Genomic DNA, 24,537 nt, shown 5'->3' on the forward strand with positions numbered 1-24,537 from the left:
CCCGTTTATCTCAAAGTACCCAAGCCAGCCGCCTGCGTCCACAAAAACGCGCAGCTTTCTGTCAATTTGTGGCTTTTAGGACAATGCGGCTTCGGCAGCGGCACCGACCCGCAACAGCGCCCCTTCGCAGTCCGGCGGTGCCATCATCATCAGGCCACAACTTGGCGTGCCTGTCGGCAAAGTCAGCGCACAAAGCCCCATCAGGTTGCCGATCCTTGTATTGCGCAAGGCCAACAGATTTTCCGAGACATAATAATCGTGGTCGGTATTCAGGCGGTCGAGGTCGGGGGGCAGAATCGGCGCGGTCGGCAGAATAACCGCGTCATACCCCGCAGCCGCCTGATCATAGGCCACACGGGCCGCTTTCAGGGTCGCCCAGGCCGCAACATAATCGGGCCCTGAGAAGTTTTTGCCGAGGCGGAAACGCTGAAGAATCTCACTGTAAAGAGCATCGGGGTTTGCCTCGATCACCTCACGCCAAAGGCCGTAAGCCTCTGATGTATATAAGCACGTGGATTGCGCCATGGCGGTTTCGACTTCGGGCACGTTGATCCGGTCCACGCGGGCGCCAGCGTTGTGAAGCCGCACAACCGCGCTTTGAAAGGCGGCCATTGGCGCGTCGCGAACGTCCTCCATGGCGACGGTTTCCAGAATGGCAACGCGCTTGCCCCTGAGCGTTGCGCCAAGGAGGTCAAACGGCTTGCGTCCCTCCATCGCGGCCAGCAGCAAGTTGGCGTCTTCGACCGACCGGCAAAGGGGGCCCACCGTATCGAACTGCAGGGCCAGCGGCACGACGCCTTCAAGACTCAACCGCCCCGAAGTCGTCTTGAGGCCAACCAGATCATTCCATGCGGACGGGATACGGACCGATCCCCCGGTGTCAGAGCCGATGCCCGCCGCCGCAAGGTTGAATGCAACGGAAGCCGCAGCGCCGGACGAGGAGCCGCCTGACACCGCAGCCGTATCGTTGACGCAGGGCGCTGTCGCCGTACTTGGATTATGGCCCAGCCCGGAAAATGCCAATTCGCTCATATGGGTCTTTCCCAGGCAGATCAGACCGGCGGCCGTGGCATTTTGCAAAACGCGGGCATCGCAATCAGGCACACGTCCTTTCAAAAGGTTTGAACCGGCTTCGGTCGCCACTCCCGCTGTATCAAACAGGTCTTTCCAGCTGATCGGCACACCATCCAGCGCGGACAACCTGTGCCCGGATGCCGCACGCACCGCCGCGGCGGCAGCTTCCGACAGCGCCCTGTCGGCTGTTGTTCGTGCGTAGATTCTGGGTGTGAATTCATGCGTGTCGATGGCGTCCAGAAAGGTCTCGGCCAGGGCAACAGGGTCGATCTCGCCCGCACCAATGCCGCGGCCCAGATCTGCCGCTGTCATTTGCAGCCATTTTTGCATGACGTGTCCCCTCCAGTACCCTCGGCAAAGGGTAGCGACGCTTGCGCGCATGGACAATCCCCTGCACTCGGCCCTATTGAGACCTATGGCATTTGATTGCGACATTCTGATCGTTGGCGGCGGGCTGAATGGCCCCACATTGGCCCTGGCATTGGCGAGCGCCGGACAATCCGTGATAATCGTGGATGCCTTGCCGCTCAAAACGCGCAGAAAAGCGGGCTTTGACGGGCGTTCCTATGCGCTGGCCCTGACATCCGCCCGGCTGTTACGGGCGCTCGGCGTTTGGGACATGGTCGAGGATGACGCGCAACCGATGCTCGACATCAAGGTCAGCGACGGACGTGCCGGGGAAGGCCCATCGCCCTTTTTCATGCATTTCGACCACGCCGAGATCGAAGAGGGCCCGATGGGCTACATGGTCGAGGACCGGCACCTGCGCCCCGCGCTGCTGGCAGCGGTAGAAAAATCTAAGGCGGTGCGCCAGATCAACGGGGCCAACGTCATAGCGCAAAAGGCCGATGCGACTGGAGTCTCGGTATCCTTGTCATCGGGGAAGGAACTGCGTGCAAGGCTGCTGGTTGGCTGCGACGGGCGCGGGTCCGGCACGGCAGAGCGCGCCGGGATCAAGCGCACGGGCTGGGGCTATGACCAGACCGCGCTGGTCTGTGCGCTGGAACACGAACTGCCGCACAACGGAATTGCACATCAGTTTTTCATGCCGCCGGGTCCCTTGGCCATTCTGCCGCTCAAGGGCAATCGATCCTCTATCGTCTGGAGCGAAACAACCGAGAATGCCCGTAAAATCAATGCGATGGCCGACGACGACTATCTGGACGTTCTGCGGCCACGCTTTGGCAGTTTTCTGGGTGACATCTCGCTGGCAGGCGCGCGTTTCACCTATCCGCTGTCGCTATCGCTGGCACATGACCTGATTGCACCGCGGATTGCGCTGGTAGGAGACGCGGCACATGGCGTTCATCCGATAGCCGGTCAGGGACTGAATGCAGGGATGCGGGATGTTGCGGCCTTGGCAGATGTTATCGCCGACGCCGCGCGCAGGGGTGAAGATATCGGCGCATCGGCTGTTTTGGCGCGATATCAGCAATGGCGCAGATTTGACAACTCCGCTCTGGCCATTGCCACGGATGCATTTAACCGGTTGTTTTCCAATGACAACCCCGTGCTTCGGGGTGTGCGGGACATCGGCATGGGGCTTGTGGGGCGTCTGCCGGGCTTGCGCCGTGGGTTTATCCGCGAAGCTGCTGGTCTGACGGGTGATTTGCCGCGGTTGCTGAAGGGTGAAAAGCTCTAGTCCAAAGTGCGGGCTTCGTCGACCAGCATCACCGGAATGCCGTTTCGGATCGGATAGGCGAGGTTTGCGGCATTGGAGATCAGCTCTTGGTTCTCCGCATCATATTTCAGCGTCGTCTGGGTGCGCGGGCAAATCAACGCCTCCAGCATTCTGCGGTCGAATTCCACAACTGTTTCGGTCACTGGATCATCTCGCTCTCGCTGCCGCCACGCAGCTGATATTCAATCAGGGTGACTAGCGTTTCCCTCCGCGTCGGCAGGGATGGTGCCTCCAGCAGCGCCTGCTTGTCCTCGGGATCAAAATCCAGCATCATCGAGAGGGAATTGATCAGCAATTCGTCGTCCGCCTCTTTCAGCGTGTCCCAATCGGCGGACAGTTGGCGCGCGTCAAAGAACCGTTCCAGCAGTTTCAGAAAACCCGGGCGTTGGAAACAGGGGTCTTTCTCGTCAGGTCCGAGATCGCGATCAAACCCGTCCCAGTTCACTTCGCACCGGCGATAAGGCGTAAAACCCTGCACTTCCTGCACCACCCGGAACCGGGAGATCCCGCCCAGCGTGATCAGGTAGCGACCGTCTTCCGTCTCCGAAAACTGGGTGATACGTCCGGCGCAGCCAATGGTTTGCAGCCCGTTCTCCTTGCGGCCTGGCACTTCATTCGGTTGCACCATGCCAATCAGACGCGTTGATGTTTTCAAGGCGTCTTCGAGCATTTGCAGGTAGCGCGGTTCGAATATGTGCAGAGGCAACCGAGCACGCGGCAATAACAACGCGCCAGGCAGTGGAAAGATGGCAATTGTGTCAGGAAGCTCTGCGGCTTTTATCATAAAAGACCACCTAGCCCGCGCGGCGCATCAGGCAAATATCATCGAGCTCAATTTTCGGCGTCCATTCAGCATGATCGGATCGTTGGGTTTGAGCGCTTCGAATATCGTGAAAAGCTGCGATTTTGCGGCACCATCATTCCAGTCGCGGTCGCGTCGAAAGAGTTCAAGCAACTGGTCGACCGCGCCCTCGATGTCATTATTCGCATGCATCGCCAGCGCCAGATCAAACCGCGCCTGACTGTCATCCGGGTTCGCTTCCACGGCCGCGCGCAGATCGTCAACCGGTCCGGCATCCTCGGCCTGACGTGCCAGTTCAAGCTGCGCATGGGCCGCTTCCAACTCAGGTGATTTGGAGATCTCCGCAGGCGCGCCGTTCAAAATCGCCTCGGCCTGATCCAACTCGCCCAGCGTGATATGCGCCCGCACCAGACCACCGTAGGCACCCGCATGGTTCGGGTCTTCGCCAAGGATGGCCGAAAACGTCTGGGCCGCATCCGTCACGGCGCCTTCCGCCAGCATCTCCTCTGCGGCGGCGATGGCTTCGCTCATCGCTTCGCCCGGTGCTTCGCCGCCGCCGGCCTTGGCGACCCGGTCAACAAACGCCTTGATTTCCGATTCGGGCACGGCACCCTGGAACCCGTCGATGGGTTGTCCCTTGTGGAATGCGTAGACGGTCGGGATCGACTGGATCTGTAACTGGCCTGCGATCATCTGGGCTTCATCGACATTGACCTTGACCATCTTGACGGCCCCCTTGGCCGCGCGGACAGCGCTTTCCAGTTGGGGCCCGAGGGTTTTACAGGGGCCGCACCACGGCGCCCAGAAGTCGACAATCACGGGAGTGTTCTGCGACGTCTCAATTACATCCGCCATGAATGTGGCTTCCGTGGAATCTTTGATCAGATCATCAGCCGCGGGTGCTGCGTTCAGGTTCAGGTCCATCATTCTTTTGTCCTTGCATGTGCGACAGAGCTTATATGGGAGGCGTCAGCTCTTTTCAAAGGTCAAAACTGGCAAATACCGGCGCATGGTCGCTTGGCTTTTCCCAACCACGGGCATCACGCAAAATCCGGCTGGAATGCCCTGCCTGTTCAATGTCCGCACTGGCCCAGATATGGTCAAGCCTGCGGCCCTTGTCAGCGCCGTCCCAGTCCTTGGCGCGGTAGGACCACCAGCTGTAGAGACGCCCCTCGGGAATATCGCGCCGGGTCACATCGACCCACCCGCCGGCCTCCTGCGTCTCTGCCAGGTGCTCAACCTCGACCGGCGTGTGGCTGACAACCTTGAGCAGCTTTTTGTGATCCCACACGTCATCTTCGCGTGGCGCAATGTTCAAGTCCCCGACCAGAATGGATTTTTCGGGCCGGCTGTCGCGAAACCAATCCCGCATATCGGTCAGGTAATCGAGTTTCTGGCCAAATTTCTCATTCACCGACCTGTCGGCGACATCTCCTCCGGCGGGTACGTAGAAATTGTGAACGGTCACACCGTTTTCCAGTGTTCCGGCAACATGTCGGGCGTGACCCAGGGTGGCGAAGTCCTGTGAGCCTGCTTCGGCCATCGGGATCTTGGAGAGAATAGCAACGCCGTTATAGCCCTTCTGTCCACGGGCAACGACATGGCCATAGCCCGCCTCCGCGAAGGCGTCGAGCGGCATCTTGTCAACCGGGCTTTTGCACTCCTGCAGACACAAAACATCCGGGCTTTCTTCGGCAAGCAGCTTCAGAACCAGCGCTTCCCGCAAACGGACGGAATTGATGTTCCAGGTGGCAAGGGTAAATGACATGGCTGCTCTCCCGATAGTGTTGCGGCACAGTAACGGGCGACGAAGGGCTTCGCCATGCCGAACCGTGCCTCGGGCGCAATCTTCTGCCGACCGGGCGCACAATGGTCATGTTCCGGGTGACGCCTGGAAAAAAAGGGCCGGGCACAAGGCCCGGCCAAGTCCAACAGGGAGGTACATGTCATTACCCGGACATGCACGGGATGTCGTAGGACGCGGCGAACCACGCCCTGAATGCAAGATAGCTTGGGTATGGTTAACAAAATCCAAACATCTTACGCCATAAGACGATATCCGCCCGATTCGGTCACAAGAAGGCGCGCATTGGACGGATCTGGTTCAATTTTTTGACGCAACCGGTAGATGTGGGTTTCCAGCGTATGGGTCGTGACACCCGCATTGTAGCCCCAGACTTCGTGCAGAAGCACATCGCGCGGGACCACGCCATCGGTAGAGCGATACAGGAACTTCAGGATATTCGTCTCTTTTTCCGTCAGACGCACCTTCTTGTCGTCCTCGGTAACCAGCATTTTCATCGACGGCTTGAATGTGTAATGCCCCAGTTGGAACACCGCATCCTCGGATTGCTCATGCTGGCGCAACTGGGCGCGAATACGGGCCAGAAGCACCGGAAACTTGAAAGGTTTGCTGACATAGTCATTGGCACCTGCGTCCAGACCCAGGATTGTATCGGCATCACTGTCATGACCCGTCAGCATCAGAATAGGGCTCTTTACACCCTGTTTGCGCATCAGGCGGCACAGCTCACGCCCATCGGTATCCGGCAAGCCCACATCGAGGATCACCAGATCATAAAGCGCTTCCTTGGCGCGCACCATCGCGTCGGCACCATTGGCGGCTTCAAAGACATCGAAATCTTCGGTCATGATCAACTGTTCGCTCAGCGCTTCGCGCAGATCGTCATCGTCATCGACCAAAAGTATCTTTTTGAGTTGTGCCATCAGCTATCTCCCTAAACTGGCATAGAGATGTGTGCGAATTGCCTTTGTGGCAAGCTTGGGCCGAAATCTCTCACGCTGTCGTGTGATAACCCCCGGCAAATGTTTCAATTCCGGCATATTTAGCCTAGATCAGGCAGAGAATAGACAGGCATTGTAACATCATGAGCATCGGTCCGGACATCATAGAACGCCTTTCAAGGGCCCGCGCTGACTTGCGCATGGGCGTGCCCGTCGTGCTGGAAAGCACGCCTTCCGTGATGATCCTCGCGGCAGAGACTTTGAGCCCGGCGCGCCTGCAGAACGTCCGGTGCTTGCCCGGCAGAGCGGTGCTTGCCATTACGGCAAGACGCGCTGAAACACTCAAGGCCCGCGCCTATGACGGCGATCTTGCCCGGGTGGTTCTGCCCGCCGATGCCTCACTGGACTGGATCAGGGGTATCGCCGATCCGGCGGGAGACCTGATGACGCCGATGAAAGGCCCGCTGGCCTGTGATCGGGATGGCGACGCCACCGCGCATCGTGCCGCCCTGCAACTGGTCAAATCCGCGCGTTTGTTGCCAGCAGCGGTGGTCATACAGGTGGAGGAAGGGCCGGCGTTTGCCGCCAATCACGGCTTGACGTGCCTGCCCGTGAGAGAGACGCTGCCGGTTCTGAACGAACGCAGCCCGCTGCATCCGGTTGTCAGCGCACGACTGCCACTTGAGGTATCCGAAGCCGGGCGGCTGCACGTGTTTCGTCCCGAGGACGGCGGCGAGGAGCACTATGCCATCGAAATCGGCAGGCCGGATCGGTCGCACCCGGTCTTGACCCGGCTGCATTCGGCCTGTTTCACCGGGGATCTCATGGGGTCGCTCAAATGCGACTGCGGCCCACAACTGCGCGCGGCGCTGGCAAAAATGGGGCAGGAAGGTCACGGCATCCTACTTTACATGAACCAGGAAGGTCGGGGGATCGGGCTGGCCAACAAGATGCGTGCCTACTCACTGCAGGATCAGGGGTTCGATACGGTAGAGGCCAATCACAGGCTTGGGTTTGAAGATGACGAGCGGGATTTCCGGCTTGGCTCGGACATCCTGACCGCCCTGGGCTTTGCGTCGGTCAGATTGCTGACGAACAACCCAGAAAAAGTTGCCATGATGCAGGCCAGCGGCATCGACGTTGTCGACCGCGTGCCGCTGCAAGTGGGAGAGAACCGGCACAACCAGGCCTATCTGGCGACCAAGGCCAACAAGTCGGGCCACCTGTTGTGACGCGCGATGATCTCGTGGTGACACCGCGCGGCCTGCGGTTTGCGGGCAGGACATATCCCTGCACAATTGGCAAATCGGGAGTGACGCGGAACAAGCGCGAAGGCGACGGCGCAACACCCCGTGGCACGCACCATATCATTGGCATGCTCTATCGCCCCGACAGGATCGCGCGGCCTGCGGGCTGGGCGCTGCCGATAGGTCCGCGCGATCTTTGGTCTGACGATGTGACCGACCCGAACTACAACATGATGGTCAGGGCGCCCTATGCGCCGAGCCACGAAAAGCTGCGGCGTGCCGATCCTCTCTACGACCTCGTTATCCTCACTGATTGGAACTGGCCCTACGCTGTCAAAGGGCGCGGATCGGCGATTTTCATTCACCAGCATCGACGACCCGGGTATCCGACGGAGGGATGCATCGCCTTGTCCCGCGCGCACCTGCACGATATTGCGCGGCGTATCACCTATGGCACGCGGCTGATCGTCAGCCGGTAACGTGAGAACCGGGGTGCCTCAGGCGACCACCCGCTCGCCGAATATCGCGGAGCCCACGCGCACATGGGTCGCGCCGAGCTTGATCGCTTTTTCGAAATCACCGCTCATCCCCATGCTGAGCCCTTCCAGCCCGTTTCTTTCGGCAATTTTGGCGAGCAATGCAAAATGCAATGAGGGTTCTTCATCCGCTGGCGGGATACACATCAGCCCCTTGATGGTGAGGTCTAAACCCCTGCACTCGTTCACAAATACGTCTGCGCCTGACGGCAGAACGCCCGCCTTCTGCGGTTCCTCGCCGGTGTTGATCTGAATAAAAAGCTCAGGGCATGTGCCGGTTTCCTGGGCAAGGCGGGCACAGGTTTTGGCCAGTTTCGGGCGATCCAGCGCGTGAATACTTTCGAACAACTCAAAAGCCTGACGGGCTTTGTTCGTCTGTAGCGGGCCGATCAGATGCAGATCGATGCCATCGAACATGTCCCGGAATGCCGGCCATTTACCCGCCGCCTCCTGCACCCGGTTTTCCCCAAAACAGCGGTGACCTTGGTTCAGAACCGCCTCAACCCGTTCGTTGGGCTGCACTTTCGACACCGCGATCAGCTTGACCGACCCCTCGGGACGGTCGGCTGCACGCAACGCCTTTTCGACGCGGTCAGAAACCTCCTGCAAACTCATCCCGAACTCCGTTTTTCCTAGGACGTCACAAGATAATACCTGTGCCCAAAAGAAAAGGGGCAGACCCGAAGGCCTGCCCCAAATGTCAGGTTGTTGCGGTCAACTTAGAAGTTGAAGCGCACACCCAGGTCGGCAATGGTGTTGCCGGCTGCGTTGGAACCCGCCATACCGGACAGGGACACGCCGCCACCCAGGGAGTGGGTGAAGCCCAGACCGTAGGATGTGTCGTTTGCGTCGTCACCACCGGTGGACACGGATGCCACAACGTTTGTTGCTGCGCCAACTGGGATGGATGTCGATGCACCGAATACGGTGTCGTCGTCGCCATCAAAGTCGGAGATCAGGAAAGAAACGTCTGCGATGCCCAGGGTACCGGACAGTGTGGCAACCCACCAGTCGTTCTCAACTGTGGAACCTGCACCTTCGAACTGACCGACAACCGCGCCCAGTGTCCAGGCGCTGAATGTGTAGGATGCGCCGATTTCGAAGGAGTCGCCGAACGCTGTCGCGCCTGCGCCGCCGAGGTTGTCAGTGTGGTCGTCTGTGTAAGACGCCATGACTTTGAAGTCGCCCATTTCGTACAGAACGTTGATACCGTTGTTACCAGCACCTGTGCTGGAGAACGCTGGCAGGGAAACGCCGCTGTTCGCGTACTGACCGGTTTGACCAACAAGACCGGGCTCGTAGCCGAAGTAGTTAACAACGTTCGCGGCGTCTGTTACGCCGGAGATGTTACCAACACGAACACGCAGACCGCCTGTGTTAACCTGGAAACGCGCGCCGCTGAACACACCTTGGTTGGCGGAGTTGTTGGCGTTTTCGTTTGCTTCAACACGGATACGAGCAGCGAAACGAACACCGCCGTCTGTTTCTGTCGAAGAGTCGATGTTCAGGCGATACCGGCTCTCGATGCGTGTTTCCTCTTGAGTGCCGCCACCGCGATCTTCTTCGTAAAGGATACCAAAGCGGCCGTACCCGCCGAATGTTGTTTCTGCTGCTACGACGCCGGCTGTACCCACCAGAGCTGTTGTAGCGATGAGAAGTTTTTTCATGAACTTGTCCTCGGTTGCTATTCTTTGTCCAACGGGGGAATCCCTTTTGAACCTGCGCTGTGTTTCGCTCTAAAAGCCCCCCTTTTGCAAGAACTTGGAGAGCCCCCGTGTGAGAGTCGAAAAAAATGGTGCAGCTTTGCCACACTCCTTTCAACCAGACCGGGGGCACGCGCAGCCTGAGGGAGATTGGCCGGCAGGATGGCGCAGATATTAGGGCCACAACGCCCTTGTCCCTCCACCTACACTTGGATTAACGTGCTGCTCAAATTGGGCAACGGGCATCCTTATGACAGTATCAACTATTTTCCGGCTTTTCGGAGCGATCGCCATCGCTGTCGCGTTGTCCGGATGTGGCGGCGGGTCGCGTACAGACCAGCAGAGCGAAAGTCAGCGGCCTGACGCCGGTATCGACGACGACACAACGCGGATCGTGGAAGGTGGCGGCGGAGAAGGCACGACAATCTGGGATGCATTCCGTCGTCAGAACACGGAAATCACTGTTGCTGTTAACAAATACCTGTGGTCCGCCTCCCTCGAAGTGCTCGACTTCCTGCCGGTTCAGTCAGTTGATCCCTTTACGGGTGTGATCATCACCGGCTTCGGTACGCCGCCCGGTGGCGGGCGTGCCTACCGGGCGACCGTTCTCATCAATGACCCCGCGTTGGACGCGCGGTCGCTCAACGTGTCGGTTCAGACCAGAAGCGGCCCTGCGAACGTGGCGACGGTACGCGCCATCGAGGACGCGATCCTAAGCCGTGCGCGTCAACTCCGGATCGCTGACAACAGACTTTAAGGGACCCACCTGACCCTTTTCCAACTCAGCGCCGGGCACCGTGAAAAGACGGCTCCCGGCGCTCTCACGTTAAGAAGGACGCACATATGACGCGTTACACCCCCGCAGAGATCGAAGCCCGCTGGCAGGAGGTCTGGAACCGGGATGAAATCTTCAAGGCCGTGCGGTCGGACGACAAGCCAAAGTACTATGTGCTTGAAATGTTTCCCTATCCATCGGGGCGCATCCACATGGGGCATGTGCGCAACTACACCATGGGTGACGTGATCGCGCGGTACAAACTGGCTACGGGGCACAACATTCTGCACCCCATGGGCTGGGACGCCTTCGGGATGCCGGCAGAAAACGCCGCGATGGCCATCGGCGGACACCCCAAGGACTGGACATACGGCAATATCGCCGACATGCGCGCGCAGATGAAGCCGTTGGGTCTCAGCATCGACTGGTCCCGCGAATTTGCGACCTGCGACCCTGAGTACTACGGCCAGCAACAGGCGCTGTTTCTCGACTTCCTCGAGGCCGGGCTGGTCTACCGCAAGAACGCCGTGGTGAATTGGGACCCGGTCGATATGACCGTGCTGGCCAATGAACAAGTTGAGCAGGGTCGCGGCTGGCGCTCGGGCGCGCTGGTCGAACGCCGCGAACTCACGCAGTGGTTCTTCAAGATCAGCGACTATTCGGAAGAGCTGCTTGACGCGCTGGACACGCTGGAGAACTGGCCCGCCAAGGTGCGCCTAATGCAGGAGAACTGGATCGGCAAGTCGCGCGGCCTGCAATTTGCCTTCTCCACCAAAGGCGCCCCGGAAGGGCACGACCGGATCGAGGTTTACACCACACGCCCCGATACGCTGATGGGCGCGTCCTTCGTTGGTATCTCACCCGATCACCCGCTGGCAAAAGTCCTTGAGCGTGAAAACGACGAGATCGCGGATTTCTGCGCCGAGTGCCGCAAGATCGGGACAACCGAAGAGGCGATTGAGACCGCGGAAAAGCTGGGGTTCGACACGGGTATCACCGTGCGGCATCCCTTTGACACCGCGCATGAATTGCCCGTCTACATCGCCAATTTCATTCTGATGGATTACGGCACCGGCGCGATATTCGGCTGTCCGGCCCATGACCAGCGCGATTTCGATTTCGCCACGAAATATGGGTTGCCGATTATCTCGACATATCTTCCGTCGGAAGACAGCCCAGACCAGTTGGAGGCGGCCTACGTCCCGCCCAAGACCGAGAAAGTCTTTTACAACAGGGGCTTTGCCGGAGAGCCCCACCAAACGGGGCTCGACGGAATAGAGGCTTCGATCGACTTCTGCGAGGCGAACGGCGTAGGACAGGGGGTCACCAAGTACCGGTTGCGTGACTGGGGCCTGAGCCGACAGCGTTACTGGGGCTGTCCGATCCCTGTGGTGCATTGTGACGATTGCGGCGTGGTGCCGGAGAAGAAAGAGAACCTGCCAATCGAACTGCCCTATGACGTGACGCTCGATGTGCCCGGCAACCCGCTGGACCGGCACCCGACATGGCGCGACGTGTCCTGCCCGTCCTGCGGCAAACCGGCCAAGCGCGAGACCGACACGATGGATACCTTCGTCGACAGCTCTTGGTACTTCGCCCGCTTCACGGCCCCGGACGCCAAAACGCCCACGGTGATGGAAGACGCCGCGTACTGGATGAACGTCGACCAGTATATCGGCGGCATTGAGCACGCGATCCTGCATCTGCTCTACTCGCGCTTCTTTGCGCGGGCGATGCAGATTACCGGGCATCTGCCGGAATCTGCAAAAGAGCCCTTCGATGCGCTCTTCACGCAGGGGATGGTCACACATGAAATCTACCTGACACGCGACGAACGCGGGCGGCCGGTCTACCACCTGCCAGAAGACATTCACTGGACCGAATCCGGGGCACGGCTTGGTGCCGACGGGCCGGAGGTAGAAGTGATCCCCTCCGCTAAAATGTCAAAATCCAAGAAGAATGTTGTCGATCCTGTCAATATCATTTCTGCCTATGGCGCCGATACTGCGCGTTGGTTCGTGCTTTCCGACAGCCCGCCCGAGCGCGACGTGGAATGGACGGCCTCGGGAGCCGAGGCGGCCTTCAAACACCTGACACGTGTCTGGAATCTCTGCGACCGGATCGGCCAGATGGACAAGAGCGCTCCGGGCACGGGCGATGATGACCTGCTTCGGGCGATGCACAGTTGTATCCACGATGTGACCATGGGCATCGAAAGCTTCGGGTTCAACGCGGCGATTGCGAAGCTCTATGCTTTCACCGCCACCTTGCAGAAATCCAAGGCTGGCCACGCGGCGCAACGGCAGGCCATCATGACCCTGGCGCAGCTCATGTCACCCATGACCCCGCATCTGGCGGAGGACATCTGGGCACATCAGGGGGGGGATGGTCTGGTCACGACCGCCGCGTGGCCGCAGGCGGATGAGGCCATGCTGGTCTCCGATACCGTGACGCTGCCTATTCAGGTCAACGGCAAGCGCCGCGCTGAAATCACGGTGCCAGCCGAGATGCCCAAAGAAGAGGTTGAAAAAGCCGCTCTTGCGGATCAGGCTGTGCAGCGAACGCTCGACGGGGCAACGCCCAAGAAAATCATCGTCGTGCCCGGACGGATTGTGAATGTCGTTGTTTAAGCGCATACCATCTTTGCTGCTCCTCGTAAGCCTGTCGGCCTGCGGTTTCACGCCGGTCTACGGAACCGGCGGGTCGGGAACCAAGCTGCAGAACAACGTCGAGGTGTCCGAGCCGGATACGCTGAACGGCTTCCTGCTGACCCAGCGGATCGAAGAACGCCTGGGCAGATCGGCAGACCCCGCCTACCAGCTCAATGTCGCGGTCCGGACGAACCAAGAAAATCTGGCGGTGGACAGTGAAGGCAACATCACGCGCTACAATCTTCTGGGATACGCTGAATTCGCCCTGCTCGATACAACGGCCGGCGGGGTGATCGTCTCCGGATCGGTCGATAACTTCACGGGCTACTCGGCGGCTGGTACCACGGTTGCGACGCAGGCCGCAGAGCGCGATGCGCAAAGACGCCTGATGGTTCTTCTGGCCGATCAGATCACGACCCGGGTACTTTCCGCGGATCTGCAATGAAGCTCTCTGCCCGGGATGCGAACAGTTACTTTGCCAAACCGGATGCATCAAAAACCGGTCTGTTGATCTATGGCACCGATGCCATGCGGGTTGCCCTGAAACGGCAGCAAATGCTGAACGCCCTGCTGGGTGAGGGTGCGGAGGAAGAGATGCGGCTTACGCGCCTGAACGGCAGTGAGCTGCGCAAGGACCCGGCCCAGCTGATGGATGCCGTGAAGGCGATTGGCTTTTTCCCCGGTGCACGTGCGGTGTTTGTGGAAGAGGCGAACGAAAACTGCGCGCCGGCCGTTCTGGCAGCGCTGGAGGACTGGCAGCCGGGCGATGCGCAGATCATTGTGACCGCAGGCGGCCTGAAGCCGACATCCAAGCTGCGCAAGGCTTTTGAGGGTCATCCACAGGCCTATGCAGCAGCCATCTACGACAACCCGCCCACACGCGAAGAGATAGAGATCGCGCTGCGCGACGCAGGTCTCGGGCAGATCCCCGGCGAGGCCATGGGCGCTATGAACGATCTGGCGCAAACTATCGATCCCGGCGATTTCCGCCAAACAGTTGAAAAACTGGCGCTTTACAAGATAGGCGACAACGCCCCCGTCTCTCTGGACGACATTGCAGCCTGTGCGCCGACTTCCACCGAGGCTGACGTCGATGACGTTCTGATGGTCGTGGCCGATGCCCGGGCGCATGACATCGGCCCTGTGATGCAGAAACTTGTGGCGCAGGGTGCGACGCCCGTTGGATTGTGCATTGGTGCGATGCGGCATTTCCGAGCCCTGCACCGCGCCGCCTCGGACACCACGGGGCGGCCGACCATTTTTGGCCCCAATCGTGACCGGATGCTCGCCCAGTCGCGCCGTTGGGGGCCCGCAAAGCTGGAAACAGCCATTACCCTGCTGACCGATACCGATCTGCAGCTGAGATCCGCCGGTCAGAATGCCCCGGGCATGGCGCTGGTGGAACGCACGTTCATCCGGCTGGCAATGCTCGGCGGGCGCTAGTCTTTCGGTGCAAACATAGCCATCACCTCTTCGGCGGTCATCTGGTGGGTTTTTTCGCTGAAACTGTAACCGCTTGGCTTTTCGTCGATAAAGAGTTCACCGGTGATCGGAACATCCTTTGCACCCTCAAGCGTGCCATACCCGAAGTGATACGTGCCCTCGTGCGGGCCGGGTGCCGTTACCCGATAGTAGACACTGCTGCCGCAGGTTTTGCAAAATGCCCGCTCCGCCCAGGGCGACGACGCATAGGTTGTCAGGTTGTCGGCCCCAGTGAAGCTGACACCATCTGAGGGCACTTCCATACCAAGGAAAACGCCCCCGCTCCACTTGCGACACATGCTGCAATGACAGGCGCCGATCTCCTTGGGAGTGGCAGTCAACGTGTATTTCACGGCGCCACAAAGGCATCCACCGGTTTCCGACATTTCCAAGCTCCTTTTGTTTTAGATTATGAATGTCTTATCGCCCAACCTACTGACAATTTCTGTCAAGAGTTGCACGCTCCTTTCGGGCGTGCAACTGTCCGCGCGACACCCTGCAAGCGAGACCGTCAGATGTACAAAGTCATTGGCACCACGAAATCCCGCGCCTTCCGCGTGATGTGGCTGTTACACGAGATCGGCGAGCCGTTCGACCACATAACCGCACTCCCGCGATCAGAAGAGGCGGTGCGATTCAATCCGACCGGAAAGGTTCCGTCGTTGATAGACGGGGAGGCGGTGTTGACGGACTCAGTGGCCATCATGACGTATCTCGCAGACAAGCACGGCAAGCTGACCGCACCGGCGGGAACCGTGGCGCGGGCAAGACAGGACGCCATGACACTGTGGCTGATTGACGAGTGGGATGCCATTTTGTGGTCAGCCGCCAAACACAGCTTCGTTCTGCCGGAAGAGCAGCGCATGCCGGCCATAAAGGCCTCTCTCAAGTTCGAGTTCGAGCGATCCACGACCCAGCTGTCCAACAGGCTGGATGGCCCGTTCCTGATGGGCGATCAGATTACGATACCGGATATTCTGGCGTGCCACTGTCTGAATTGGGCGATTGGCGCCAAGTTTCCCCGCACTGACGACAAGCTCTTTCACTACGCCAAATCCCTCAGGGAGCGACCGGCCTTTCAGGCGGCATCGGCCACGTAGCGGGCGGCTTCTTTGCCCGCCCACCGTCCCGTGGCCAGACAGGCCGTGATCAAATAGCCGCCGGTGGGGGCCTCCCAGTCGAGCATTTCCCCAGCACAGAACACCCCCGGTCGCGCCTTCAGCATCAGGCCCGGGGTCAAGGATCCGAAGGACACGCCGCCCGCCGTGGAAATCGCCTCATCCATGGGCAACATCCCGGCATACCTGATGGGAAGCGCCTTGAGCGTTTTTACCCAGGCGTCCTGCTGCAAGGTAGCTCCCTGCGTCATTTCAAAGAACAGACTTGTCTTGGCAGGCGGCAGGCGCAGCGTGTTCTTTAACCACTGCGAAAGTCTCGTCTTCCTGGGTTTGGCGGACAGCTGTGCCTGCAAATCTGCCGCCGGGCGATCCGGTGCCAGATCGACGGTGAGGACCGCACCCTCGCGCAGGGCCGGCGTCAGCGCGTAGATACCGCCCCCTTCAAGTCCCCGTGCGGAAATCACCGCTTCCCCCCGCGAGGATACATCACCGGCCTGCCACCGCACTGCTTTCAGCGCACATCCGAAATGCGGTGTCATATGATCGCTCCATGCCACGCAAAGCCCCGCGTTGGCTGATGCAAAGGGGGTGATGTCGATGTCCCGGGGCTCCAGCAGACCGACCCACGCGCCGTCTGATCCGAGGCGCGCCCAACTGGCCCCGCCCAAGGCCAGAACGGTCACATCCGCCGGAATTGCTTCCGCACCGTCGGGGCCGTGAAACGCCGCCATATCATCCTGCCAACCCTGCCAGCGCATATTCGTGCGGATGACCACACCGGCACCGGTTAAACGTTGCGCCCATGCCCGCAACAGCGGGGACGCCTTCATGGCTGTGGGAAAGACCCGCCCGGTTGAGCCGGTGAAAACCTCCTGCCCCAGCCCCCGCGCCCACGCCTGAACGGCATCCGCATCAAAAGCCCGCAACATAGGCGCCAAAGCCTCGGCCGCCTCAAGATAGTTCGGCAATGCGACGTCCGAGCTTTTATCCATGGCAAGGTTCAGACCGGATTTTCCTGCCATCAGTAACTTGCGGCCAATCGATGGTTTGGCCTCGCAGACCGTCACCTGCAGGCCGGCATTGGCGAGTTCCTCAGCAGCCATCAGACCGGCAGGCCCGGCACCAATAACCAAGGCGCGGCTCACCCCTGCACCTGAGGCAGGGACCCTTTCAATTCCACGACACGCTGCGGATAGGGAATTTCGATGTCATGGTCTTTCAATGCGTTCCAGATCAGGAACAGCACATCCGAGGTGTATTTGTTGGCGCCGTCATCAATGCCGTTCACCCAGAACTCGACGGCGAAATCTATCCCGCTGTCGCCGAAACCGCGCAGCTCACAGTCGGGCGGGAAGGGTGTGTCCAGCACGTCGGGGTGGGTGGAAACGGCCGCCTCGATGATGCCGGGAACAAGATTGATGTCCGTGTCATAGCTTACGGAGAAGGGGGCCTCATAACGATTGGCCGAGCCGGAGTCCGAATAGTTGACCACCCGCGTGGTTATGAAATCCTCGTTCGGAACGACAATCCAGCGGCCATCGAAGGTTTCCAGAATCGCCGCCCGTGCCGTCATCTTGACGATCTGACCGGACTCGCCGCCGTCCAGTTCCACGAAATCGCCCACCGTCGCCTGACCTTCGATCAACAGGATCACACCTGAGATGAAGTTGGATGCGATCTTTTGCAGACCAAACCCGAGACCCACGCCGATCGCACCCCCAATGACGGCCAAGGCGCTCAGGTTGATCCCCATGATATTGAGGAGCAGCAGGAAGGCGATACCGAAGATCGTGAACTCCAATACCTTGGCGGTCAGCTGGCGCAGCGACGGGCGCATGTCTTTCTGGTTTTCGATGAACTGCGTGGTCTGCCTGTTGGACCATCCCCCCAGCCAGAAAAGGACCCCCCCGGCGATCACGCCGCGCACAAGCGACATCACAGTAAAGGAGATGTTGCCGAGCGATATGGTCAGTTCGTTGAGCTTCCCGATCAGCGGATCAAGCAAGCCAACCGCATAGAGCGCGGCGACCGGGATCAACACGTAGCGGCCCAGCAGGTTCAGGAACGGGTCCTTTATGATCTCGCGCACCAGCGTCCGGACGGCGAGGAAAAGGAAAACGCGCTTGCCAAAGGCAATCACTGCCCCACTGTCAAAGACGGATCGGACAACGCTTTCACCAATGGCCGTGAACAGATATGCCAGCAGCGGCAACAGCAAAGGCAGGGTCAGCAATGCCGCGCGGCGCCCCTGTGCCAGATAGCTGTCGGCCTCCGGGGCTGGTGTCAAAACCCGGGTCAGAAATCCGCGAAGTCTGCGCGCCGCTACAACGGCCAACAGATAGGCCACGATCAGCAGTGCAAACTGAGACCAGGCCGCGGGGCTCAATGCCCAGGACTTGGCGAGGTCCCACGCCTGCAATGCATAGTCCACAGCCTGCTGAACGATTTCAGGTTGGCTGGCCAGATCGAATTCCATGCGGCACCCCTCTTTTCAACACGCGCGCTACCGCTAGAGTCATGCCTGTCAGCGCCCTGAGGAGCAAGCCCAGATGCCCGATCCGATCTGCCCGCTGTGTGATCGGCCGATCCCGCCGGATGTTAAGCAGAGCCTTCACCACCTCGTTCCAAAGCTCAAGGGAGACAAGGGCGGGCCCACCGTCCTGCTCCACCACATCTGCGGCCTTATGTATCAAGCGCACCAAGCATAACACACTGGATTCCTGTATTGAATCCCTATGACACGCAGATACTTTCGCCCGCTAAAACTCAAGACTGTAGTTGATACCCTGCACTTCATCCGGCAGGAGATAGTCCGCGACGACCGCGACGGGCTGGAGCACGTTGATGCCCTGCTACGCATGTACGGTGCAGAGCCTATGGCACTCAACATGCCGCGCAAGGCGCCCAAGGACTTCCGTAAGGGCGAACTGAGGCGGATGGTGCTGGAAGCTCTCAGGGAGGGGCCACAGACGGGTGCAGAGATAGCCAAGGCGGTGAACGCCAGAAAACCGCACATGGACTACAAGAGGGTCTACAAACGTGTGTACATCTGCCTATGGGCGCAGAAGCAGCGGGGACTTGTAGGGCATGAAGGGCGGTTGTGGAAAAGGGGCGACCAGCGCCGCCCCCCTGTCATTTGTCTTGACCGGGAGGAACATCAGGCTTTCCGCCCTGTCCCTTGCCCGGTTTTGTAGGTTGTGGCGCGTTTCGCGCGCCAAGGCCCAACCCGAGGCCAAGTCCAAGTCCCATGATGGAACTCCTGTACTCAGGAGCCATCGACCGACTTGACGTTCCACGCCAAAGGTGAGATTCTTGTGATGTTCGAACACGCGGGGTCGGCCAATGACTCCGGTTATGGTCGTAGGGTCTCACCACCCTGCGGCCATAATAGTTTCAACGGGCGCTCAGAGTCCATAGTTCTTGATTTGTTCTATACCAGCGATAGCTTTCGACACAAAATCTTGTAACTAGGATGCCCGCTGCCAATACCCTTTCCACTTGCGCGACACGGGCGAACCCATCGCGTTACTGACCACGATCTGCGCCAGTGTGCCGTTGTCGGTGCGGCGGTTGTCTTCCAGCCATGCGGCGTAGTTTGCGTACTGGTGAGGTACTGCGGGCTGACGTGGTGATGTTGACCCTGCACCATGCGGCGCAGGCGGCTGAAATAGCTTTCCACCATGTTGGTGTGCTTGCCGTGGTCGCTGTACATTTCCGAGTGGTTCACGCGGTCAACGTGCCAACCTGAATGCAGCAAGTCCCAATGGCTTGCCTCGTCTGCTGACATAGTCGCCATGCGGCTCACGTTCTCGTTTGCCAACGCAACACCGTCAGCCTCAGAGGTAGAGATAACAGGCAGCGTGCGGCCATCGCGCTCACGTAAGGCCACCACAACTCGGCGTTTGCCGGTTTGGTTCTTTTTCAAGCCGCGGTCTTACCGATCTGCCTTGAAGTTCTCCGGGCGGATATGACCGCCAAAGTACGCCCCATCAATTTCAACGTGGCCTTCAAGCACTTCGCCTGTCTGTACTTCCAGTGCCATCGCTTCACGCAGCTTATGAGCCAGCACAAAGGCTGTCCTTATACTGGCAGTCCAGATCGCGGGAAAGCTGGATCATAGACACACCCTTGGATGTGTTCACGGTGATGCAGATCACGGCCAGCAGGTCAACGAAGGCCATCTTGCGTGAAGCAAAGATTGTCCCGCTGGTCACACTAAACTGATGGTGACAGTCTTTACATTTGAACATACGGCGCGTGGTGATCTTGTAGGCCTCATCGAAGCCACAGCATGGGCAAACGGCTTCACCGTCTGTCTCGGGCCAACGCATCTGGCAGAAGGTCTCATAGGCCGCGTCCTCGCCAGCATTGTAAATCGAACGCAGTGAAAGCGTCCGAGATGATGCTGAAAGGAGGAAGTGCTGTGCCATTGTACTCTCTGTGATTACCTATATCACAAATCTAGTACGTATAGATCACGTTTACAATGGCAAATATCACATTTATAGTGCCTTTATCATTAATGGAGGCATATCATGCCAGATCAGAGTGATTGGGAAGCCAAAGCAGCAAACATTTTGAAGGCGGAACTAAAGCGGCAGGGCGTTACCTACGCCCAGCTTGCTGAGTTGATTGGCGACAAAGAGCCAAACGTCCGCAACAAGCTTTCTCGCGGGAAGTTTAGCGCGGCGTTTCTTCTTCAGTCTCTTGATGCGATTGGGAGGACTGATCTGCAATTGCAGTAGGCGAGTCTATTCCTGGAAGGGCGTCTTGCTGCGGCAGTGGGCTTATCCAATTAAGCCATTGCAAATGAAGTATTTGCGGAACTTCAGTCGGCTTGAAGAATAACGTTACCCGGTGAAAAGTGCAGTTTCGAAACGAGCAGTTCTTGAAAATAAACCCATTGTAGAATGTTCGCTCACCCGACAAAGCGACAGCATCCACCAACCCCGGTCTAACGTCATTTATCCCGTTGTTATCTGCCAAAAAAATGTTTGCTGGGCCAACAATCTCGCAATCAACGAAGTTTTTGCCATCAACTATTGGGTTGGAAGGCAGGATGAAGTCATTTAGGTATATACGCTTACCCTCAAAAACCTTTGCTAGCGGGTCAACGCCCCCGTTTCCTGAAAGAATTTGGCATCGTACCGCGCGCGCACAGAGCGCTGTTGGCCTGTGCCGTATATGAAAACAGCTACAGCATAGGCGAGCAATCCCGCGAACCCGGCGATAACCCATGACAGGGGCGCATATTCACTGAACACTCCAGCCGCCTCCGCTGCCCATGCAGGAAGGGCGAAGCTGCCCACTGGAGCCAGCAAACTCCAAATCACTGTTGCGAGCGAAAGCCTCCACTCGAAGTGCATGAGAAATGTGTTTATCCACCTGAACATGACTGGACCATGCCGCAGCGCTTCGGTGATGTGGAGTCCTAATCATCTCCGGCGCCTTGGTGCGTTTGATACATAAGGCCGCACATCCGCCACCGTGAAATCCACGCGACGCTGACGGAGGCTGAACTGGCCCGCGACTTTTGCACGGTTGACGCGTTGCGCAGTCATCCGCGATTGCAAAAGTTCATTGGCTGGGTGTCGCGGCGGCCACCGGGGTTCAGTTCCCGGGTGCCCGGGGGGCGGCGCAAAAGATGATCCGCCTAGGCGCACATGTTTTTGATGCCACGGGCAATGTCGGGCGCTGCCGCAAGCGTGTCGGTGGCCAGTAGGTGCGCATGGGCGATCAGGTCGCCCGCTGGTAAAATCCGGTCGATCAGCCCGTATGACAGGGCTTCATCAGCGGTGATTTTCTGACCGCCCATCAGGATCAGTTTCGTCCTTGCAGGCCCGATCAGGGCGGACATGCGGATCGGATCGCTGGGCTGCGGCAGAAACCCCAGCTTCATCACAGGATAAAAGAACCGGGCCTCGGGCACCGCAATCCGGATGTCACAGGCAAGCGCCATTCCCATGGCACCGCCAGCAAGGGTTCCGTTTAGTGCGGCGATGGTCAGCCCGGGCAAATCGGCGATCGCGCCCGACAGATCTTCCCACAACGCGGAGGTGGCAAGACCCGCGCGCGCCGCTTCCAAGTCGGCTCCGGCGCTGAAGATACTGCCCCTGCCCGTCAGAATCACCGCCCGCGCCGCATGCGCCGCCCGCATGGTCTGCACCAGCGATGTCAGCATCTCTTTTGTCAGCGCATTGGCCTTGTCGGGGCGGTTCAGCGTGACTGTCCAAAGATCCGCCTCGTGGGAAACGTCGATCATACGAGGCCGACCTTGCGTCGAATATCCTCGTCCCGCAGGGAGATTTCCTGACCACACCACACGTCTGCCTCCGCGCTGCACATCCAGAGCAATGCGCGCGCGGGCCAATCAGCGGGAATGTGGACGTCCCAATCCAACTGGCTGACGGGATTGACCCCGCTTGACCTGATCTCGCGCTGCATCTGTGTGGCCACCGTGCCCGGGGACAGGCCGATGGCGCGAATGCCATGCGCGGCCTCCTCCTTATCGAGACAGCGGGTCAGCATGTTCACAGCCGCCTTGGACGCACAATAGTGGCTCCATGCTTCGACCGGCCCGTGGGCCGCGCCGGAACTGATCGTCAGGATGGACCCGCCACCATTGGATTTCATGATCGGAACCGCGGCACGCATCCCGTAAAAGACACCCTTGAGATTGATGTCGATGACATCCCCCCATGCTTCCGGCTCTGCCGCCGACAGATGTGCGATCGGTTCGATCACCCCTGCATTGTTGATCAGCACGTCAAGCCCGCCGAAGGCATCCACGGTTGTTTCCACCGCCGCGGAAACTTCCCGGTAGCTGGCGACATTGCAAGGAATGGCAATGGCTTTTTCGCCGATCTCACCCGCCAAATCCGCAATTTCCCGTTGCCCGCGCGCCAGTAGTGCAACATTGGCCCCCGCATTGGAGAATACGCGGGCCGCTTCTGCGCCAATGCCACGGCTTGCGCCCGTGATCAGAATCGTTTTTCCGTTCATGTCCATTTGGATTGCTCCCGTTTCTGCGTTCAAACCGTGGTAAAGTGCTGCGCATCAAGGGTCCAGACCTGGTGCCTCTTGACCATCGCGGGGGCTTGGCAGACCATGCGCGCAACAGCTTTAATAAGGATTCACCGATGTCAATTTTCAACCTGCGTTGCACGACCGGTGCACTGCTTCTCGTGTCCACCTCTCAGGCAGCATACGCCGATATCACCGCACAGGACACATGGAATGACTGGAAGTCTTATTTCAGTGGCGTCGGCTACACCGTCACAGCGACGGAAACCCAGGCCGGCGATACGCTGACGGTTTCCGATATGATCTTTACCGCTCCCGGATCAGAGGAAATCGGCACCATGTCGATGACATTGGATCAGGTGTCCTTCCGCGAAAACGGCGACGGCAGCGTCGATGTGATCTTCCCGGAGGTATCTCCGATCCGTATCGCCGCGGTGGATCCGGATGGTGGTAAGGTTGATATCAGCATGGAAGTCCGCCAGTCGGGCATGGCTGCCACGGTGTCGGGCGAACCGACTGATATGACAAGTGTATACACCGCCCGGGCGGTCGAAATGCTGTTGACCGAAATCACCGTGGATGACGAGACGCTCAGCACCGAGGATGCGGCTGTCCGGTTCGTCATGGAGGGCCTGTCCGGAACCAGCCGGACAACGCTGTCTGACATGCGGACCTACGACCAGCGCATGCAGGCGAATGCGGTGAATTATGACGTTTTTTTCATTGATCCGGAAGGCGGCGGTTCAGCGGAGATCGACGGCAAAGTCGATGGTATCAGCTTTGCCGGAACCAGCGTGTTGCCGCTGGCCGTCGTGGATGCTGGCGACATGTCAGGGCTGTTGACCGCCGGCCTGAAGGTCGATGGCGCTTTCACCTTCTCCGGCGGCTCATCGAACACGAAAGCCGTCGAGAATGGGGTTGAAACCTTTGCGGCCCGGACGTCGTCGTCAGGTGGCACGCTGAACATGCTCATGGGGTCTGATGGCCTGAGCTATTCAGCCATTCAGAAAGACATCAAGGTGGCGATGACCGCTCAGGATATTCCGGTGCCTGTCGAATTCGGCATGGCGGAAGGCGCGTTCAACATTACGATGCCGCTGCAGAAATCCGAGGAAATGAATGATTTTGCGTTCGGGTTCTCCCTCAGCGATTTCTCGATGTCCGATCTGCTGTGGGGCATGTTCGACCCGACAGCACAGTTGCCGCGTGATCCGGCGACCGTGATTCTCGATCTGACGGGCAAGGCCCGCCTGCTGTTTGATTTTCTTGATCCCTCAGCGGCTGTCGTCTCCGGCGATCCCAACATAACACCCGGAGAAATCGGGTCGGTTGACATCAATCGGCTGCAAATCACCGTGGCTGGGGCTGAGCTGACAGGTGACGGCGCATTCACTTTCGATAACTCCGGTCCCGTGGGGCCACCGAAACCGAACGGCGCTGTCAACCTGTCGCTTGTGGGCGGCAACAAGCTGCTTGATACGCTGGTGGGCATGGGGCTTTTGCCCGAAGAGCAGGCCATGGGCGCGCGCATGATGATGGGTATGCTTGCCGTGCCGGGCAATGCACCCGACACGATGAACTCAACAATCGAAATCAACGAGCAGGGACATATCATGGCGAACGGCCAGCGCATTCAGTAAGCCGCGGTTTCCCATAATCAAACGTTGCAAGAGGGGCGCCCGTGGCGTCCCTTTTTATGC

The 24,537-nt window shown here is 59.1% G+C and carries 25 protein-coding genes and 2 pseudogenes; 13 read left to right on the forward strand and 14 right to left on the reverse strand.

Translation table 11 applies throughout. The features are described 5' to 3' along the window. Positions 1-75 precede the first annotated feature (75 nt). Positions 76-1,404 (reverse strand): amidase, encoded by a 1,329-nt coding sequence (locus KX928_RS02025; protein WP_219498273.1) that lies wholly within the window; start codon positions 1,402-1,404, stop codon positions 76-78. Positions 1,405-1,453: 49 nt separating this feature from the next. On the opposite strand from KX928_RS02025, the gene KX928_RS02030 reads away from it, so the two are divergent. After that, positions 1,454-2,716, forward strand: coding sequence for an FAD-dependent monooxygenase (locus KX928_RS02030; protein WP_219498276.1), 1,263 nt, complete (start codon positions 1,454-1,456; stop codon positions 2,714-2,716). Here KX928_RS02030 and KX928_RS02035 read toward each other — a convergent pair. From KX928_RS02035 to KX928_RS02055, 5 genes are all read right to left on the reverse strand, one after another. Continuing rightward, positions 2,713-2,898: a Trm112 family protein gene (locus KX928_RS02035; protein ID WP_219498279.1), complete on the reverse strand. Its 186-nt coding sequence runs from the start codon at positions 2,896-2,898 to the stop codon at positions 2,713-2,715. The genes KX928_RS02030 and KX928_RS02035 overlap by 4 nt on opposite strands. Next, positions 2,895-3,539: an LON peptidase substrate-binding domain-containing protein gene (locus tag KX928_RS02040; protein WP_219498281.1), complete on the reverse strand. Its 645-nt coding sequence runs from the start codon at positions 3,537-3,539 to the stop codon at positions 2,895-2,897. Before KX928_RS02040 ends, KX928_RS02035 begins: the two co-directional genes overlap by 4 nt. A 27-nt stretch (positions 3,540-3,566) precedes the next feature. Next, positions 3,567-4,484 (reverse strand): thioredoxin, encoded by a 918-nt coding sequence (gene trxA / locus KX928_RS02045; RefSeq protein WP_219498283.1) that lies wholly within the window; start codon positions 4,482-4,484, stop codon positions 3,567-3,569. A gap of 52 nt (positions 4,485-4,536) precedes the next feature. Further along, positions 4,537-5,325: an exodeoxyribonuclease III gene (locus KX928_RS02050; protein WP_219498285.1), complete on the reverse strand. Its 789-nt coding sequence runs from the start codon at positions 5,323-5,325 to the stop codon at positions 4,537-4,539. A 272-nt stretch (positions 5,326-5,597) separates the two neighbouring features. Beyond that, the gene (locus KX928_RS02055; protein WP_219498287.1) at positions 5,598-6,284 is read right to left on the reverse strand and encodes a response regulator transcription factor; all 687 of its coding nucleotides are present in this window, start codon (positions 6,282-6,284) and stop codon (positions 5,598-5,600) included. A gap of 161 nt (positions 6,285-6,445) precedes the next feature. On the opposite strand from KX928_RS02055, the gene ribA reads away from it, so the two are divergent. Next, entirely contained in the window at positions 6,446-7,534 is a 1,089-nt protein-coding gene (ribA, locus tag KX928_RS02060; RefSeq protein WP_219498289.1) for a GTP cyclohydrolase II, read from the forward strand. Further along, positions 7,531-8,028, forward strand: coding sequence for a L,D-transpeptidase family protein (locus KX928_RS02065; protein WP_219498290.1), 498 nt, complete (start codon positions 7,531-7,533; stop codon positions 8,026-8,028). Before ribA ends, KX928_RS02065 begins: the two co-directional genes overlap by 4 nt. Positions 8,029-8,046: 18 nt before the next feature. On the opposite strand, the gene KX928_RS02070 is transcribed toward KX928_RS02065, so the two are convergent. Continuing rightward, entirely contained in the window at positions 8,047-8,700 is a 654-nt protein-coding gene (locus tag KX928_RS02070; protein ID WP_219498292.1) for a YggS family pyridoxal phosphate-dependent enzyme, read from the reverse strand. A gap of 104 nt (positions 8,701-8,804) precedes the next feature. Further along, on the reverse strand, positions 8,805-9,752 hold the full coding sequence (locus KX928_RS02075; RefSeq protein WP_219498294.1) for a porin: 948 nt from the start codon (positions 9,750-9,752) through the stop codon (positions 8,805-8,807). A 286-nt stretch (positions 9,753-10,038) separates the two neighbouring features. Here KX928_RS02075 and KX928_RS02080 point away from each other — a divergent pair, with 286 nt between their 5' ends. The 4 genes from KX928_RS02080 to holA all read left to right on the forward strand — a co-directional run bounded on the left by KX928_RS02080 (position 10,039) and on the right by holA (position 14,657). After that, a complete protein-coding gene (locus tag KX928_RS02080) occupies positions 10,039-10,545 on the forward strand; it encodes a DUF3576 domain-containing protein (RefSeq protein ID WP_219498296.1) in 507 nt (168 codons plus the stop codon). A gap of 86 nt (positions 10,546-10,631) precedes the next feature. Beyond that, entirely contained in the window at positions 10,632-13,193 is a 2,562-nt protein-coding gene (gene leuS / locus KX928_RS02085) for a leucine--tRNA ligase (RefSeq protein ID WP_219498298.1), read from the forward strand. After that, positions 13,180-13,659, forward strand: coding sequence for an LPS assembly lipoprotein LptE (gene lptE, locus KX928_RS02090; protein WP_219498300.1), 480 nt, complete (start codon positions 13,180-13,182; stop codon positions 13,657-13,659). The genes leuS and lptE overlap by 14 nt, the downstream gene beginning before the upstream one ends. Then, on the forward strand, positions 13,656-14,657 hold the full coding sequence (gene holA / locus KX928_RS02095) for a DNA polymerase III subunit delta (RefSeq protein WP_219498302.1): 1,002 nt from the start codon (positions 13,656-13,658) through the stop codon (positions 14,655-14,657). Before lptE ends, holA begins: the two co-directional genes overlap by 4 nt. On the opposite strand, the gene KX928_RS02100 is transcribed toward holA, so the two are convergent. Then, entirely contained in the window at positions 14,654-15,082 is a 429-nt protein-coding gene (locus KX928_RS02100) for a GFA family protein (RefSeq protein WP_219498303.1), read from the reverse strand. The genes holA and KX928_RS02100 overlap by 4 nt on opposite strands. A gap of 129 nt (positions 15,083-15,211) precedes the next feature. Between KX928_RS02100 and KX928_RS02105 the strand changes: the two genes are divergently transcribed. After that, on the forward strand, positions 15,212-15,796 hold the full coding sequence (locus KX928_RS02105; protein WP_219498305.1) for a glutathione S-transferase family protein: 585 nt from the start codon (positions 15,212-15,214) through the stop codon (positions 15,794-15,796). Here the strand turns inward: KX928_RS02105 and KX928_RS02110 are convergent. Continuing rightward, complete coding sequence (locus tag KX928_RS02110; protein WP_219498306.1) at positions 15,775-16,959, reverse strand: TIGR03862 family flavoprotein; 1,185 nt, start codon at positions 16,957-16,959, stop codon at positions 15,775-15,777. The two genes, KX928_RS02105 and KX928_RS02110, sit on opposite strands and share 22 nt — an antisense overlap. Beyond that, positions 16,956-18,290: a mechanosensitive ion channel family protein gene (locus KX928_RS02115; RefSeq protein ID WP_219498308.1), complete on the reverse strand. Its 1,335-nt coding sequence runs from the start codon at positions 18,288-18,290 to the stop codon at positions 16,956-16,958. Before KX928_RS02115 ends, KX928_RS02110 begins: the two co-directional genes overlap by 4 nt. A gap of 73 nt (positions 18,291-18,363) precedes the next feature. Here KX928_RS02115 and KX928_RS23910 point away from each other — a divergent pair. Both KX928_RS23910 and KX928_RS02120 read left to right on the forward strand, forming a co-directional pair. Then, positions 18,364-18,492, forward strand: a pseudogene (locus KX928_RS23910) (HNH endonuclease); the annotation flags it as partial. Between the two features lie 57 nt (positions 18,493-18,549). After that, positions 18,550-19,008: a hypothetical protein gene (locus KX928_RS02120; protein ID WP_219498310.1), complete on the forward strand. Its 459-nt coding sequence runs from the start codon at positions 18,550-18,552 to the stop codon at positions 19,006-19,008. Positions 19,009-19,281: 273 nt separating this feature from the next. Here the strand turns inward: KX928_RS02120 and KX928_RS02125 are convergent. Further along, positions 19,282-20,244 (reverse strand): annotated as a pseudogene (locus KX928_RS02125) (IS1595 family transposase). Between the two features lie 105 nt (positions 20,245-20,349). On the opposite strand from KX928_RS02125, the gene KX928_RS02130 reads away from it, so the two are divergent. Together KX928_RS02130 and KX928_RS23915 are read left to right on the forward strand one after the other, a co-directional pair. Continuing rightward, entirely contained in the window at positions 20,350-20,559 is a 210-nt protein-coding gene (locus tag KX928_RS02130) for a DUF6471 domain-containing protein (protein WP_219498312.1), read from the forward strand. Between the two features lie 720 nt (positions 20,560-21,279). Then, on the forward strand, positions 21,280-21,462 hold the full coding sequence (locus tag KX928_RS23915) for a hypothetical protein (protein WP_308342244.1): 183 nt from the start codon (positions 21,280-21,282) through the stop codon (positions 21,460-21,462). Between the two features lie 5 nt (positions 21,463-21,467). Here the strand turns inward: KX928_RS23915 and KX928_RS02135 are convergent, their stop codons facing one another. Both KX928_RS02135 and KX928_RS02140 read right to left on the reverse strand, forming a co-directional pair. Continuing rightward, the gene (locus KX928_RS02135) at positions 21,468-22,076 is read right to left on the reverse strand and encodes an enoyl-CoA hydratase/isomerase family protein (protein WP_219498314.1); all 609 of its coding nucleotides are present in this window, start codon (positions 22,074-22,076) and stop codon (positions 21,468-21,470) included. Further along, positions 22,073-22,822, reverse strand: a complete 750-nt coding sequence (locus tag KX928_RS02140) for an SDR family oxidoreductase (protein ID WP_219498316.1) — start codon at positions 22,820-22,822, stop codon at positions 22,073-22,075. Before KX928_RS02140 ends, KX928_RS02135 begins: the two co-directional genes overlap by 4 nt. A gap of 131 nt (positions 22,823-22,953) precedes the next feature. Between KX928_RS02140 and KX928_RS02145 the strand changes: the two genes are divergently transcribed. Continuing rightward, entirely contained in the window at positions 22,954-24,477 is a 1,524-nt protein-coding gene (locus tag KX928_RS02145; RefSeq protein WP_219498319.1) for a DUF2125 domain-containing protein, read from the forward strand. The last annotated feature ends 60 nt before the right edge of the window (positions 24,478-24,537 follow it).

Source organism: Roseobacter insulae, assembly GCF_019375555.1.
GTDB classification, from domain to species: Bacteria; Pseudomonadota; Alphaproteobacteria; order Rhodobacterales; family Rhodobacteraceae; genus Roseobacter; species Roseobacter insulae.